Origin of the sequence: Streptomyces sp. 35G-GA-8 (assembly GCF_023534745.1) — a bacterium.
Lineage (GTDB): Bacteria > Actinomycetota > Actinomycetes > Streptomycetales > Streptomycetaceae > Streptomyces.
In genome coordinates this window covers 12,568-27,360 of sequence record NZ_JAMHJQ010000014.1, presented here as the reverse complement: position 1 = coordinate 27,360, position 14,793 = coordinate 12,568, and the positions used below count along the sequence as shown (strand labels likewise).

The 14,793-nt window shown below is 70.6% G+C and carries 13 protein-coding genes; 1 reads left to right on the top strand and 12 read right to left on the bottom strand.

The annotated features are described in order from the left end of the window. Positions 1–71: 71 nt before the first annotated feature. The 7 genes from M1203_RS28905 to M1203_RS28875 all read right to left on the bottom strand — a co-directional run bounded on the left by M1203_RS28905 (position 72) and on the right by M1203_RS28875 (position 6,758). Complete coding sequence (locus tag M1203_RS28905; RefSeq protein WP_249952764.1) at positions 72–1,400, bottom strand: hypothetical protein; 1,329 nt, start codon at positions 1,398–1,400, stop codon at positions 72–74. Next, complete coding sequence (locus M1203_RS28900) at positions 1,397–2,059, bottom strand: SigE family RNA polymerase sigma factor (protein ID WP_249952763.1); 663 nt, start codon at positions 2,057–2,059, stop codon at positions 1,397–1,399. Before M1203_RS28900 ends, M1203_RS28905 begins: the two co-directional genes overlap by 4 nt. A 363-nt stretch (positions 2,060–2,422) precedes the next feature. Next, the gene (locus M1203_RS28895) at positions 2,423–3,481 is read right to left on the bottom strand and encodes an aspartate-semialdehyde dehydrogenase (protein ID WP_249952762.1); all 1,059 of its coding nucleotides are present in this window, start codon (positions 3,479–3,481) and stop codon (positions 2,423–2,425) included. A 34-nt stretch (positions 3,482–3,515) separates the two neighbouring features. After that, positions 3,516–4,787 (bottom strand): aspartate kinase, encoded by a 1,272-nt coding sequence (locus M1203_RS28890; RefSeq protein WP_249952761.1) that lies wholly within the window; start codon positions 4,785–4,787, stop codon positions 3,516–3,518. Between the two features lie 252 nt (positions 4,788–5,039). Continuing rightward, a complete protein-coding gene (locus M1203_RS28885; protein WP_249952760.1) occupies positions 5,040–5,708 on the bottom strand; it encodes a DUF5063 domain-containing protein in 669 nt (222 codons plus the stop codon). Next, entirely contained in the window at positions 5,701–6,300 is a 600-nt protein-coding gene (gene recR, locus M1203_RS28880) for a recombination mediator RecR (RefSeq protein WP_030353222.1), read from the bottom strand. The genes M1203_RS28885 and recR overlap by 8 nt, the downstream gene beginning before the upstream one ends. 122 nt (positions 6,301–6,422) lie before the next feature. Next, entirely contained in the window at positions 6,423–6,758 is a 336-nt protein-coding gene (locus tag M1203_RS28875; RefSeq protein WP_249952922.1) for a YbaB/EbfC family nucleoid-associated protein, read from the bottom strand. Between the two features lie 378 nt (positions 6,759–7,136). Here M1203_RS28875 and M1203_RS28870 point away from each other — a divergent pair, with 378 nt between their 5' ends. Beyond that, complete coding sequence (locus M1203_RS28870; protein WP_249952759.1) at positions 7,137–7,907, top strand: SLATT domain-containing protein; 771 nt, start codon at positions 7,137–7,139, stop codon at positions 7,905–7,907. Positions 7,908–8,005: 98 nt separating this feature from the next. Here the strand turns inward: M1203_RS28870 and M1203_RS28865 are convergent, their stop codons facing one another. The 5 genes from M1203_RS28865 to M1203_RS28845 form a co-directional block, all read right to left on the bottom strand. Beyond that, positions 8,006–8,656, bottom strand: coding sequence for a hypothetical protein (locus M1203_RS28865; RefSeq protein WP_249952758.1), 651 nt, complete (start codon positions 8,654–8,656; stop codon positions 8,006–8,008). A gap of 81 nt (positions 8,657–8,737) precedes the next feature. Beyond that, positions 8,738–11,275 carry a dolichyl-phosphate beta-glucosyltransferase gene (locus M1203_RS28860; protein WP_249952921.1) on the bottom strand — a complete coding sequence of 846 codons (2,538 nt, stop codon included), beginning with the start codon at positions 11,273–11,275 and terminating at the stop codon, positions 8,738–8,740. A gap of 68 nt (positions 11,276–11,343) precedes the next feature. Beyond that, on the bottom strand, positions 11,344–12,027 hold the full coding sequence (locus M1203_RS28855) for a GntR family transcriptional regulator (RefSeq protein ID WP_249952757.1): 684 nt from the start codon (positions 12,025–12,027) through the stop codon (positions 11,344–11,346). A gap of 126 nt (positions 12,028–12,153) precedes the next feature. After that, positions 12,154–13,515 (bottom strand): aspartate aminotransferase family protein, encoded by a 1,362-nt coding sequence (locus M1203_RS28850; RefSeq protein ID WP_249952756.1) that lies wholly within the window; start codon positions 13,513–13,515, stop codon positions 12,154–12,156. Positions 13,516–13,686: 171 nt separating this feature from the next. Continuing rightward, positions 13,687–14,721 carry a GlxA family transcriptional regulator gene (locus M1203_RS28845; RefSeq protein WP_249952755.1) on the bottom strand — a complete coding sequence of 345 codons (1,035 nt, stop codon included), beginning with the start codon at positions 14,719–14,721 and terminating at the stop codon, positions 13,687–13,689. Between the last annotated feature and the right edge of the window lie 72 nt (positions 14,722–14,793).

Here is a 14,793-nt window from a genome sequence, read left to right as displayed (position 1 = left end):
ATCTCCCGGCCCCGAACCCGGCCCTGGCTCCGGCCACGGCCCCGCCTCGTAGGGCCCTCGTCCCGTCGTCCCTACGACGCGTTGAGGACGCCCGTCTTGTAGATGGTGCCGGCGCAGGCGTTGGAGATGCTCGTCTGGCCGCTCGGGGCGCCCGGCTCCGCCGTGTGGGACACCGCGACCGTGCCGTCCATCGTGCCGCCGTCGGTGGTGAGCTGGGTCTCCGTGTTCGAGCCGCCCGTTTCGGTGCCGGGGCCCGTACCGGGGTCGCCGGTCGTGCCCGCCGTGCCGTCCTCGGAAGGGCTGGGGTCGGGCGAGGCGCCGGTCGTGGGACAGGTCTCCGAGGGCACCCAGGCGAACTTCACCTCGTACGCGCCGTTCGGCGGGAGCACCAGCGCCGCCGCCTCCTGGGAGGGGTCGGGCAGCCCGGTCGCCGGGTCGCCCGCGGTGTGCTGCACAACGGTGATCTTGCTCTTGTCCGCAGCGCCCGTCGCCAGGTAGTCGACCGTGCCGCGGCCGGTGACCGAACAGCCCGTCCCCGAGACATTGGAGACACGGAAGCTTCCGTAGACCGTGCCTGCGGTGTCCGGGGCGCCCGCCTCACCCACGACCAGAAGCTGGCCCGAGTCACAGGCGGGCGAGGAAGCGGTCTCATAGGGGGCGTCGGGGTCGTCGGAACCGCCCTTGCCGCCCTCCGGCGCACCCGACGCGGCATCACCGTGCGGCGGCTTGTTCTCCTTGTCGGGCTCGTCCTCGTCGGCGGACACCTTGTCGGAGGGACCGTCCGTGTCGTCCTTCTTGCCGCCCGAGGTGCCCTTGCCGGCCGCGGTGCCACCCTGCGCCTGCTCGCCATGGCCGGTGCTGACGGCGCGGTCGTCCATCGCGTCGCTGGAGTTGGCGACATGGACGAAGGCGGGGACCGCCGTACCGAACAGCAGCGCCGCCGCCGCCATGCCGACGACCGCCTGGCGCTTTCTGGCCCGCCGGGTCGGTACGGCCTTGCGGAGATGGTCGAGGGCGCCCTCGGACGGGCGCAGATCGCCCACGGCGCCGTGCAGCATCCGCCGCAGCGCCAGCTCGTCCCCGTCCAGGACACCGTTCAGGTCGTTGTTCACGACCTCTCCACCGCCGTCGTCGGCACCGCCGACGCCATCGACGCCGCCGGCACCACCGCCCGCGCTGTCGCCCTTCGCGCTGTTCTCACGCCTGTCGGCACCCGTGTCACCGAGGCCGCTCAGCTCATTCTCCGGCCCGTTGTTCACAATTCCGTTTCCAGTCAGGTCGTTCAATGGAGCGTCCGGCCCGGCCTGCTCGTGCCCGCGGTCCTCGCCGCGGGACTCGCCACGTCCCTCGGCCGGGCTCTCGCCTCGGCCGAATTCCCGCCGGTCCTCGCGCCCACTCATGCCGTGGCCTCCATGGCGACGCGCAGCGCCGCTATGCCGCGCGAGCCGTACGCCTTCACCGAGCCCAGGGATATCCCCAGCGTCTCGGCGACCTGCGCCTCGGTCATGTCCGCGAAGTACCGCAGCGACAGCACCTCGCGCTGCCGCCGCTGGAGCCCGCGCATGGCCTTGATCAGTGCGTCCCGCTCCAGCAGGTCGTACGCGCCCTCCTCCGCGCTCGCCATGTCGGGCATCGGCTTCGAGAGCAGCTTGAGACCGAGGATGCGGCGGCGCAGCGCGGAGCGGGAGAGGTTCACGACCGTCTGCCGCAGATACGCGAGGGTCTTCTCCGGCTCACGTACGCGATTGCGCGCGGAGTGCACCCGGATGAAGGCCTCCTGGACGACGTCCTCGCAGGAGGCCGTGTCGTCCAGCAGCAGGGCGGCGAGACCGAGCAGCGACCGGTAGTGGGCGCGGTAGGTCTCGGTCAGATGGTCGACGGTGGTGCCCGCCGCCGTCACCTCGTCAGCGCCATCGCGCTGGGACGGTATGCGCGCGGGCCGGGCGGCGGGCATGGGGGCGATCACCGGCATACCACCGGGCGCCCTGGGCCGCCGGAGCGGACGCACTGCCGCGCCGCGCACCGGGCCGATCGCTGTGAATTCGAGAACCTCTGCCACGCCAGTTGGACACGCTTCCCCCCGCCAGGGTTGTACGCGCACCCCACCCCATTTGACGCTGCACCAAATACCCTCATGCGTAACTGATCTCCCCCTATGCCCCGTTTTTGCGACAGCGCAAAGGGGCGACCGCAGAGACGCTTTCCAGCCGTCCAGCGGTTGCAGAGCTCTCGCAGAAAGACGGATGCGCATCGTCGAACACGACAACGTCCCAGTTCAAGAGGCATGGAGCGCAGGATTGCCCACAGGACGTTCACAGATCCTACAAAGTTTAACGGGTCCCTGGCTTCCTGATTTGGCGCCTGTTCCGGGGCGGTTCCAGGGTTCCGGAGTGGGCGGTTCCAGGGTTCCGGAGCCACGGAGTCACGGCCGCGACAGCTCCACGGCCACGGCCTCGGCGATCTGCGCGGTGTTCAGCGCGGCGCCCTTGCGAAGATTGTCGCCGCAGACGAACAGCTCCAGCGCCCGGGGGTCGTCCAGCGACCGCCGTACCCGCCCCACCCACGTCGGATCCGTCCCCACCACATCGGCGGGCGTGGGGAAATCGCCCGCCCCCGGGTTGTCGAACAGCACCACGCCGGGTTGGGTCGCCAGGATCTCGTGCGCCCGGCCGACCGTGATCTCCTGCTCGAAGCGCGCGTGCACGGCGAGGGAGTGGCCGGTGATCACCGGGACCCGGACACAGGTCGCCGACACCCGCAGCGTCGGCAGGTCCAGGATCTTCCTGGTCTCCTCGCGGATCGCCATCTCCTCCGAGGACCAGCCGCCCTCCAGCGCGGCCCCGGACCACGGCACGACATTCAGCGCCAGCGGGGCGGGGAAGGGCCCGGTGGCATCGCCCACCGCGCGGCGCACATCGCCGGGGCGCGTGCCCAGCTCCGTACCCGCGACCAGGGAGAGCTGTTCGCGCAGCGCGCTGACGCCGTCCTGTCCCGCGGCGCTGACCGCCTGGTACGAGGAGACCATCAGCTCGCGCACCCCGAACTCGGCGTGCAGCGCGCCCACCGCCACGATCATCGAGAGCGTCCCGCACCCCGGACTCGCGACGATGCCACGCGGACGGACCCGAACGGCATGGGGGTTGAGCTCGGGGACGACCAGCGGTACCTCGGGGTCCAACCGGAACGCCGCCGAATTGTCCACGACCACGGCCCCCTTGGCCGCGGCGATCGGTGCCCAATGGGCGGACACCTCGTCCGGTACGAGGAACAGCGCCACGTCCACACCGTCGAGAGCCGCCTCGGAGAGCGCGACGACCTCGGTCGCCTCACCGCGTACGGACAGCTTGCCGCCCTCCGTGCGCGGTGAGGCGATCAGTCGGATGTCGCCCCAGACGTCCGCGTGCTGCGACAGGATCTGGAGCATCACGGCGCCGACGGCCCCGGTCGCACCCACGACCGCGAGCGTCGGCCCGCCGTTCATCGCGCGGCGCTCCGCGCGGCGACACCGGACGCGCTCATCGTCCGGTGCCTCCGTAGACCACGGCCTCGTCGGACTCGCTGTCGAGCCCGAAGGCGGTGTGCACGGCGCGCACGGCCTCGGTGACCTCGTCCGCGCGGGTGACCACCGAGATACGGATCTCGGATGTCGAGATCAGCTCGATGTTCACGCCCGCGTCCGAGAGCGCCTCGAAGAATCCGGCGGTGACACCCGGGTTGGTCTTCATGCCGGCGCCGACGAGCGAGATCTTGGCGATCTGGTCGTCGTAGCGCAGCGACTCGAAACCGATCGTCGACTTCGTCTTCTCCAGTGCGTCGATCGCCTTGCGGCCCTCGGTCTTCGGCAGCGTGAAGGAGATGTCGGTCAGACCCGTCGACGCGGCGGAGACGTTCTGCACCACCATGTCGATATTGATCTGGTTGTCGGCGATGGCGCGGAAGATCGTCGCGGCCTCGCCGGGCTTGTCGGGGACACCGACGACCGTGATCTTCGCCTCTGAGGTGTCATGGGCGACACCGGAGATGATGGCCTGCTCCACCTTGTTGTCCCCTTGCGGTTCGTTGCTGACCCAGGTGCCCTGAAGCCCCGAGAACGAGGAACGGACATGGATCGGGATGTTGTAACGGCGCGCGTACTCGACGCATCGGTGCAGCAGCACCTTGGAACCGGAGCTGGCGAGCTCCAGCATGTCCTCGAAGGAGATCCAGTCGATCTTCCGGGCCTTCGTCACGACCCGGGGGTCCGCGGTGAAGACACCGTCCACATCGGTGTAGATCTCGCACACCTCGGCCTCCAGCGCCGCCGCGAGCGCGACAGCGGTGGTGTCCGAGCCGCCACGGCCCAGCGTAGTGATGTCCTTCTTGTCCTGGGAGACCCCTTGGAACCCGGCGACGATGGCGATGTTGCCCTCGTCGAGCGCCGTACGGATCCGGCCCGGCGTGACATCGATGATGCGCGCTTTGTTGTGGACCGAGTCGGTGATGACGCCCGCCTGGCTGCCGGTGAACGACTGGGCCTCGTGGCCCAGGTTTTTGATCGCCATCGCCAGCAGGGCCATGGAGATCCGCTCTCCCGCGGTCAGCAGCATGTCGAACTCACGCCCGGCGGGGATAGGGGATACCTGTCCGGCGAGATCGATCAACTCGTCCGTCGTGTCGCCCATCGCCGATACCACGACGACCACTTGGTGGCCGTTCTTCTTGGCATCGACGATCCGCTTGGCGACCCGCTTGATGCCCTCGGCATCGGCTACGGAGGAGCCTCCGTACTTCTGCACGACAAGGCCCACGTGCGCTCCTCGCTCAGTCCATAGTCACTGTCGGCTCAGTTTAACGACCGACCGCAGAGCGTCCCGGCTATACCACATCGTGAGATATCCCGCCCACTCCGTGATCACCTTGAGACGGACACGGCCGCTCGGTGTGCATCCATGCCCCCGTCGGCGCGGTACACGCGGGAACGTGGCCCACGTCACGCGCCCAGCCGCGTCGAAGCACCGATGTGTTCTACCCGAGCGATGCGTTCTACCCGAGCGATGCTTCTACCTGAGCGTGCGCATGCCCAGCGGAGTCGCGATCTCCTCCGCCATCACCTTCCCGGCCTCCTCCGCCAGGACCTCCTCGGCCTCCTCGGTCAGGTCCTGGTCGGTGTCGAGGCCGTCCAGGGCCGGGAGCGGCTGGTCCAGGCGTACATGCGCGACCAGGGACTGAAGGGCGCGCAGCGTGGCGGAGGCCGTGGAACCCCAGCTGGAGAAGTACGAGAACTGCCACCACCACAGCGCCTCGGTCGTCCGGCCGGCGCGGTAGTGGGCCAGACCGTGCCGCAGGTCCGTCACCACACCGGCGATGTCGTCGGAGATACGGGACGGCACGGGCGCCTTGCGCGGTTCGTACGGGTCGAAGACCTCGGAGTAGACATCGATCGGCTCAAGGATCACGGCGAAGCGCTCACGCAGGTCGTCGACGTCCGGCTCGGGGCCGAGATCGGGCTCGTACCGCTCGTCGGGAAGGATGTCCTCGTGGGCGCCGAGCCGGCCGCCGGCCAGCATGAGCTGGGAGAACTCAAGCAGCAGGAACGGCACGGTGCTGTCGGGTTCATCGCCCTTCGCCACCTCCGTGACGGCCACGATGAAGCTCTCGATCTGGTCGGCGATCTGGACCGCGAAGTCGTCCGGATCCTGATTGACGGCGTGCAGCGTTGCGTCAGACATCGAGAAGTCGTCTCCCCTCGAAGGCACGCCCGAGCGTGACCTCGTCGGCATATTCCAGGTCGCCCCCCACGGGCAGACCGCTGGCCAGGCGCGTGACTTTCAGGCCCATCGGCTTGATCATGCGGGCGAGGTACGTGGCCGTGGCCTCGCCCTCCAGATTGGGGTCGGTCGCCAGGATCAGTTCGGTGACCGTACCGTCGGCGAGACGGGTCAGCAGCTCACGGATCCGCAGATCATCGGGGCCCACGCCCTCGATCGGACTGATCGCGCCGCCGAGCACGTGGTACTTGCCGCGGAACTCGCGGGTGCGCTCGATGGCGACGACGTCCTTCGGTTCCTCCACGACACAGATCACCGTCACATCGCGGCGCGCGTCACGGCAGATCCCGCAGCGCTCCTCCTGCGCGACATTGCCGCACACGGCACAGAACCGGACCTTGTCCTTGACCTCAAGGAGGGCATGGGCGAGACGGCGGACATCGGTCGGCTCGGCCTGGAGGATATGGAAAGCGATCCGCTGCGCGCTCTTGGGACCGACGCCGGGCAGCCTGCCCAGCTCGTCGATCAGTTCCTGGACCACGCCTTCGTACAACGGATTGCCTTCCCTACTACGGTGAGTACATACGCTAGTTGGTGTCCGCGCGGGTTAGAAGAGCGGATGACGAGGGTGAGCGGGCCGGGCCAGGGGCCGGGCCACGGGCCCGGCCCGTGCGGCTAGAAGGGCAGACCCGGCATCCCGCCGAGTCCCTGCGCCAGCGGACCCAGCTTCTCCTGCTGGAGCCGCTGCGCGTTGTCGTTCGCCGCGTGCACGGCGGCGACGACGAGATCCGCGAGGGTCTCCGTGTCCTCGGGGTCGACGGCCTTCGGGTCGATGACCAGAGCACGCAGCTCTCCGGAGCCGTTGACCGTGGCCTTCACGAGACCACCGCCCGCCTGCCCCTCGACCTCGGCGTCCGCCAGCTCCTCCTGTGCCCGCGCGAGGTCCTGCTGCATCTTCTGGGCCTGCTGGAGCAGCTCTTGCATATTGGGCTGACCACCACCGGGAATCACGGTCACTCCTGGCATCTCGACGACGGGTTGCTGAACGCGTGTGCTGAACGCGTTGCAGAGCGTGCTACGGAACGTGTTACGGAACGGATTTTCCGGACGGATCATCCGTACGAGTTGTCCGTAAGGCGAGCCTACGTGGTCCCCGAGCACCTCGCCCTACCCCGCCGGAACGAACCCCAAGCGAACTCTTTCGGGTGAGGGCTTCTCCGCTCCTCTACCTGATCACGGGCCCCATGTGGAAGGAAATGCCGGGATTTCGATCACACAGCCCACCATTTGGCGGTAGGAAGTTCATGCGCATCGATCGGACAGGACCCAGGTCCTGCGCGCACACCGTCCGTCACGCGGAGTCACAGCAGAGCGCAGAGGAGTACCCAGGTGAGCCAGCCGGAGATGCAGCCCGGAGGCCCCGCCCGGGAGGAGGGGGCTCCGTCCGGGGAGACCACCGGCGAGGACGCGAGCGGCCCGCCGCTCCACGGCGATCTGACCGGGGGCCCGTTCCCGCTCGGGGACTGGGGGGAGCCCGCGGAACGGCTCGACGAGCTCTACCGCTGGGTCGAGACGGGGGCGCTGCGCACCGTCGACTGGTATCTCGCCGACCGGGTACGCAAGCGACGCGGCGCCCGCGCCCTGCGGGCGGCGACGGCCCTCGCGGTGACGGCGGGCGCGGCGCTGCCGCTGCTGGATCTGACGGGCGCGCTGGCCGGGGCCGCGGGGTGGGGATATCTCTCGCTGCTGCTGGGCGCCGCCTGTGTGGGGTGCGACCGGTACCTCGGGCTGACCTCCGGCTGGATGCGGGCGGTCGCGACGGCGCAGGCGGTGCAGCGCAGACTCCAGACGTTCCAGTTCGACTGGGCGTCGGAGTGCGTACGGGAGGTCCTCGGCCCGACCGAGGGCACGGCCAGCGAGGCGGCGGAGCGCTGTCTCGGCGTCCTGCGGCGGTTCACGGAGGACGTGACGGAGCTCGTACGGGCGGAGACGGCGGACTGGATGATCGAGTTCCGCTCGGGCCCGGCCGCGCTGATGATGCAGTCGGTGCCGATGGGCGGGGCGCGCGGGGAGGGCGTCGTACCACCCCCGGGACGCTTTCCGCTCCCCCCGGGCGCCCGTCCGAACATGCCGAGGCAGCGACCGCCCGAAGCGCGGTGAGGCGGCGGAGCCGGGCGGTGAGAGAGGCGGGGGCCGGCTCGTGTCCCGGGCCGGCCCCGGCCCTCAAGCTCTTCCGCTCTTCGGCCGAAGTGCGCTCATCAACTGAAGATGATCATCGAACCCTGGCCCAGGCTCCTGGTGGCCGCCGCGTGCAGACCGAGCCACACATGGCGCTCCCGGGCGAACGGGCCGTCGTCGTACGGGATCGAGGTCGCCGGTTCCTCCAAGGACGTGGGGCGGGCCGGCGGGGCGGGGGCGGCCGGCGGGTTCGCCGGGTCGATACCGATCGCCGGGCCGACGATCTCCAGCTCCCGCAGCAGCCCCTGCGTGGAGCCCAGCGGGCCGCCGCCCGCGAGAAGTTCCTCGTTCGAGAGCGGCGCGTCGTAGTCCACCGGGACATACGCGCCCGCGTGGTCGTAATGCCAGACCAGATGCGACTGCTGGGCCGTCGACTCGAACATCTCCAGCAACTGTTCGTAGTCACCGCCCAGTTCACCGACCGGCGTCACCGCGAGGCCGCAGAGCTGGAGCAGATACGCGCGCCGCAGGAAATGCAGCGCGTCGTAGTCGAAGCCGGCGACCGGGGCGACATCCCCCGAGAGGCCCGGCATATAGGCGAAGACGGGAACGGACGGCAGCCCGGCATCACCGAGCGCCTTGTCGTAGACGGCGATCTCTTCGGCGAAGGGGTTGTCGGGGCTGTGGCACAGCACATCGACGAGGGGGACCAACCACAGGTCACAGGCCAAGGGAGGCTCGCTCTCCAACGGGTTCGTACGCGTGCTCGCGATGGTCGCGATGGTCGGGACAGCGTAATGCGACGGGCACGTTCAGCGAAGAGCCCGGTCGCCGGGGGTCGGCAGATCCCAGATCCATGCCCCGTCCACCCGCTTCCCCGGCCCGCCGAGCAGCTTCTCCAGTGTCTCGTACAGCGCCGCGTCGTTGGGCTGCGGTGCCAGCACCACCACCCCCGCCTTCCAGAAAGCCAGGTCGAAGCGGGCCTGCGCGCGCCATTTGGCGTCGATGACCGGGACCTGGCCGCTGTAGCGGACATCGCGCAGCAGATTCGAGGTGTAGCGGGCCGGCGCGCCGTAGATCCCTCTCCGCTCCTCGCCCCACGGCCCGTTGAAGTAGCCGCCGGGCACGGAGAAGCCGAGCCCGCTCGCCGACTGCCAGTGCAGCGCCTCCGCGTTGCCGGGGTCGGGCACCGGTACGGGCACCACCGTCTCGCCCTCGCCGACATACTTGCGATACGTGCCGTCCGCGATGAACTCCGGGACTTCCGGGCGGTCCCGTACCGGCAGCGGTGTCGGGACGATCGGCAGCACCGCCGCGGCCAGCGCCGCGTACGCCACGAGCCGCAGCCTGCGCCGCTCCTCCAGGGCCGCACCGCCGAGCCCGGGGCTCCGCTCCTCCGCGCGCCGGTCCGCGAGCCGGTCCGCCGCCAGCGCCAGCAGCGCGCCCAGCGCGGGCGCGCAGATCATCGCCACCCGCGACTCGATGACCGACTCGAAGAGCGGCTGATGGGCGAGGATCCGCCAGGGGCCCGTCAGCACCACATCCGTGAAGGGGATACGTATCTTCGGCCCGAGCGACAGCAGCGCCGCCGCGACCGCCGTGAACGCCAGCGCCCTGACCACCGCGGCCCGCCACAGCCACAGTCCGATCCCGAACGCCGCGGCGATCAGCGGCCAGCCGTAGAAGGCGTTCTGCTCGGTACGGTTCATCGCCAGCCTGTCGGCCGTCGCGTCGTCGCCGAACAGCGCGCGCCCGGAGTACTGGAGGAAGGAGAGCGGGCTGTTGCCCGCGTTGTCCCCGTGCAGCACGCTGTGGTAGCTCTGCGGACCGAAGAACTGCCAGTACAGCGGCACCGCGAGCAGCGGCAGACACACCAGCAGCGCCCACCCGAGCCCGCGCAGCAGCGGACGGACCGCCGCCCGTGCCCGTTCGCGGTCGGCCACGGCGTAGGCGAGCGCGAAGAGCAGAGTGCCCATCACGGCGAGCAGCAGCGCCTCCTCGCCGAGGAAGATCTGATACGTCGCGAAGAGCCCGAGCAGCACCCCGTCCCTGACCACGCGCCGGCCCTCGCAGAGCCGCAGCGCCCGGTCGATGATCAGCGGAATCATGAACAGGACGACGAAGTTGGGGTGCGCGTTGGCGTGCGACACCATCGGCGGCGCGAAGGCGGCGAGGGCCGCGCCGAGCGCCGCCGCCCAGCGGCCTCGGACGAGCCGGCGCGCGAACAGCCAGTACCAGGCGAGCGCCGTGGCCGCGAGACCCAGCGTGAGGACGAGTGCCCAGGTGACGGTCGGCCCGAAGGCGAGCGTGACGGGGGTGAGCGGGACGGAGAGCCCGAGCATGACGGTGTTCGCCATCAGGTTCACGCCGTCGGGGAAGTTCTGGAGGGTCGTGAACAGCGGATTGCGCAGGTTCGTGACGTTGTCGGCGGTGACCCGGAAGAACCACTCCCACTGGTTCTGGTCGGAGCCCGCGTCGGCGAGGTAGGCGTGGTCGAGGTCGGCCCACAGCCCCTTGTAGAGGAAGAAGGAGGCGAGGAGGAAGAGCGCGCCGACGATCAGGTCCGTACGGCGACGACGGCCGCGGTCCCGGTCGGTGACGCCCGCGGGGCCGGTACCGCGGGCGGCCACCGCCCGGTCGGGGCCGCGTGGCGCCGTCCTGAGCCGTACCAGCTCCACCAGCACCCTGCCGTAGTCCAGCGGCCTCACCTTGGAGCCCGGCTGATGCGCCCAGCGCACCGGCACCTCCGTCACCGGCCACCCCGACTGCCGGAAGAACCGCAGGATCTCGACGTCTATCCCCCAGCCGTCCAGCCGGGAGTCGGCGAAGGCGGCCCGCGCCCGCGCGCCGTCGAAGAGTTTGAAGCCGCACTGGGTGTCGGCTATGCCGTCGACCGCGACCAGCCGTATCAGCCGGTTGCCGAGCCGGCCAAGCCACTCGCGCAGCGCCAGCTGACGTACCTCGATCCACGCGTCGGGATGCGCGCGCGAGCCGATGGCCGCGCCGCCGCCGTCGGCCGTGAGCTGCTTGTCGAGCCGGTCCAGTTCATCGATCGGGGTCGCGAGGTCCGCGTCGGTCAGCAGCACGCGCCGGCCGTTGGAGGCCAGTACCCCCTGCCGCAGGGCATGGCCCTTGCCGAGGTTGCCGCCGCCCGTCAGCACACGCAGGCGCGGCTCGTCGGCCGCGGCCTCGACGGCGACCGAGGCCGTACCGTCCGTCGAGCCGTCGTCCACGACGATCAGTTCCCACGTACCCCAGCGGTCCGGGGCCGCGTTCAGATGGGCGCGGATGGCGTCCAGGGTGGGGCGCAGCCGCCCCTCCTCGTTGTACGCGGGTATGACGACGGACAGATCGACCGCTTCCGCACCCGTCGCCGCACCCGTCGCTTCCGCACCCGTCGCTTCCGTTGTGTCACCGGTCACCGCTGTGGACTCTCCAGCCTGTCCGCCCACCTGAGCGAGTGGGTGTCGTACTCACCGATCACGGCGCGCACCGCCGGTGCGTCACCGAGGGTCAGCGCGTCGACCAGCTGCTCGTGCCCGCCCCACAGCCGCTTGCGCACCTCCGGGTCCGCACGCAGGAACGGCACCGAGAACACCCACGCCTGGACCCGCAGCCGGTGCAGGAAGTCCGCGACATAGGGGTTGGCCACCAGCGCGCACAACTCGCGCCAGAACCGCAGGTCGTAGCCGATGAGAATGGTCAGATCCCCGCTCCTGGCCGCACGCGCGGCCTCCTCCGCCCGGCGCCGTACGGACACCAGCACCGCGCCGTGCGCCCTGGCCGCCAGATGCTCGCCCTCCAGCCTGCGGAAGACGGCGTCCACGATCAGCGAGCGCGCGTCGACCATCCGCCGGAAGTCGTCGACGGAGAACTGGTGGACGCGGAAACCCCGGTGCTGGTCGGAGTCGAGCAGATCCTGCGCGGAGAGATCGACCAGCGCCTCCCTGACCGGGGTCGCGGAGACCCCGTACTGCTCGGCGATCTGTTTGACGGTGAACTCCTGGCCCGGCAGTAAACGCCCCGCGAGCACCTCGTCACGCAGCGCGTCCGCGATCTGCTGCCGCAAGGTACTGCGGGTCACAGCTCCGCTGGCGGGCATGTTTTCCGTCCCCTCGTCCGGCTTGGGACACCTTAAGCCAGGTGACGCGGGGGTCCGGGGCGGGCAGGCCGGACCCGCCCACCCCCTTCACCGGCGCGGTCCGGGGTTCACCTGCGCGGTCCCGGGCTACGCCGTGTGCTCGTCCGCGACCGCCAGCGCCAGGTCCAAGGCCGCCAGCCCCTCCTTCGCCTCGGCCTCGGTGATGTTGCAGGCCGGCACCGCGTGCGTACGGTTCATGTTCACGAAGGGCCACAGGCCGTTCTTCTTGCAGGCCGCGGCGAAGGCGGCCATGGGCGCGTTCGCCTCGCCCGACGCGTTGTACGGCACCAGCGGCTCGCGCGTCTCCCTGTCCTTGACCAGGTCGAGCGCCCAGAAGACCCCGGTACCGCGGACCTCGCCGACCGAAGGATGCCGGGCCGCCAGATCGCGCAGCCCCGGGCCGAGGACCGTCTCGCCGATGTGCGCGGCGTGCTCGACGACCTTCTCGTCCGCCATCACCCCGATCGTGGCGACGGCGGCGGCGCAGGCCAGCGGGTGACCGGAGTAGGTCAGCCCACCGGGGTACGGACGGCTCGCGAAGGTCTCGGCGATCGCGGCGGAGATGGCGACGCCGCCCAGCGGGACGTACCCCGAGTTGACGCCCTTGGCGAAGGTCAGCAGATCGGGCACGACGTCGAAGTGCTCGGCGGCGAACCACTTGCCCGTACGGCCGAAGCCCGCCATCACCTCGTCCAGGACGAAGACGATGCCGTGCCGGTCGCAGATCTCGCGGACGCCCGCCAGATAGCCGGGCGGCGGCGTCATGATGCCGGCCGTGCCCGGGATCGTCTCCAGGATGATCGCGGCGATCGTCGCGGGACCCTCGAAGGCGATCGTCGCCTCCAGGTGTTCCAGCGCGCGGGCGCACTCCTCGGCCTCCGTCGAGGCGTAGAACGGCGAGCGGTAGAGGAACGGCGCCCAGAACCGGACCACGCCGGACGTACCGCTGTCGGACGCCCAGCGGCGCGGGTCGCCGGTCAGGTTGATCGCGGTGGACGTACCGCCGTGATACGAGCGGTACGCGGAGAGCACCTTCGGACGGCCGGTGTGCAGCCGGGCCATCCGGACGGCGTTCTCGACGGCCTCGGCGCCCCCGTTGGTGAAGAAGATCTTGTCGAGATCGCCCGGGGTGCGCTCGGCGATGAGGCGTGCGGCCTCGGAGCGCACATCGATGGCGAAGGCGGGCGCGAAGGTGGCGAGCCGGCCTGCCTGCTCCTGGACGGCCGCGACGACGGTGGGGTGCTGATAGCCGATGTTGGTGTAGACGAGGCCGCTGGTGAAGTCGAGGTAGCGGTTGCCGTCGTAGTCCCAGAAGTAGGCGCCCTCGGCACCGGCGACCGCGAGCGGGTCGATCAGGCCCTGGGCTGACCAGGAGTGGAACACGTGTGCTCGGTCGGCGGCCTTCACCGCGGCACCGGACTGCGGATCGGCAGTATGAGGGGTGATCATGCGGCCAGGGTAGGGGCGCCCGGGAGAGCGCCGGTATCGCCACGTTGTATGGTCCCCGCCGCTTGGGTCGGCATCCTGTCGGGGGTGCGCGGCGCGGATGCCGGGGTATGCCGGGGGACCGGAGGTATGCCGGGGGGGACCGGAGGTATGCCGGGGGGAATCCGTACGTCGTCAGCGGTGGTCGGCTCGGACCACGTCGGCTCGGACCACGTCGGCTCGGACCACGGGGGCGGTCGACCGGAAGCGCGACCGATACGACGACGGCGTCACGCCCAGCTGCCGCAGGAAGACCCGCCGCAGTGACTCGTCGCTGCCGAGCCCGCTGCGCCGCGCCGCTCCCGTCACCGTCTCCCCCGCCTCCAGCAGCGCCTTCGCCGCCTCCAGCCGTACGGACTCGACGTACGCCGCCGGTGTGCTGCCCACCTGCTCGTTGAAGAGCCGCGTCAGATGGCGCGGGCTCAGCCCGCCGCGCCGGGCCAGCGCGGGCAGCGAGTGGTCGGCCGCCGGATCCGCCGTCACCTCCCGCAGCAGCCCGCGCAGCCCGTCGTGGCGCGGGCTCGGCGTACGGGCGGCCACGGAGAACTGCGACTGCCCGCCCGGCCGCTGGAGGAAGACCACCAGATCACGGGCCACCTCACGGGCCAGCCGGGCGCCCTCGTCCTCCTCGACCAGCGCGAGCGCGAGATCGATACCGGCGGTGACCCCGGCCGAGGTGTACGTCAGGCCGTCCCTTACGAAGATCGCGTCCGGGTCCACGGTGATCGCGGGATAGCGCCGGGCGAGGGCCGCCGCGTGCCGCCAGTGGGTGGTGGCCCGCCTGCCGTCCAGCAGCCCGGCGGCGGCCAGCGCGAAGGCGCCGGTGCAGACGGACGCGACACGGCGGGACCTCCCCCCGCCGGCCAGCTCGCCCACCGCGTCCAGGAGCCCGGCCGGCGGTGGGCGGTGCGGCAGATCGTCGGAGCCGGGGACGACGAGCGTGTGCGTACGGCCGACCTCGGCCACCGCCACGTCGGCGTGCAGGCGGGTGCCGGTGGAGGTGATCACCGGTGCGCCGTCCGTCGAGCAGACCGCCGTGCTGTACGCGCCGCCCAGCCCGGCCGCCGTACCGAACACCTCCAGCGGCGCGGCGACATCCATCAGCCGAACGCCGTCGTACACGAACACAGTGATCTCTCTGCGCTCTCGGACGCGCTCTCCGGCACTCATACGGCAACGGTAGCCCGGATCCATGGCCATATGTGTGGGGTGTACGTCCGGATAGACATGGCGGGGGCGGGG

Coding starts and splice junctions, on each gene's coding strand:
- M1203_RS28905 (WP_249952764.1), bottom strand. CDS start 1,400: ATGAGTGGGCGCGAGGACCGGCGGGAATTCGGCCGAGGCGAGAGCCCG.
- M1203_RS28895 (WP_249952762.1), bottom strand. CDS start 3,481: ATGAACGGCGGGCCGACGCTCGCGGTCGTGGGTGCGACCGGGGCCGTC.
- M1203_RS28885 (WP_249952760.1), bottom strand. CDS start 5,708: ATGTCTGACGCAACGCTGCACGCCGTCAATCAGGATCCGGACGACTTC.
- M1203_RS28855 (WP_249952757.1), bottom strand. CDS start 12,027: ATGCCCGCCAGCGGAGCTGTGACCCGCAGTACCTTGCGGCAGCAGATC.
- M1203_RS28850 (WP_249952756.1), bottom strand. CDS start 13,515: ATGATCACCCCTCATACTGCCGATCCGCAGTCCGGTGCCGCGGTGAAG.
- M1203_RS28845 (WP_249952755.1), bottom strand. CDS start 14,721: ATGAGTGCCGGAGAGCGCGTCCGAGAGCGCAGAGAGATCACTGTGTTC.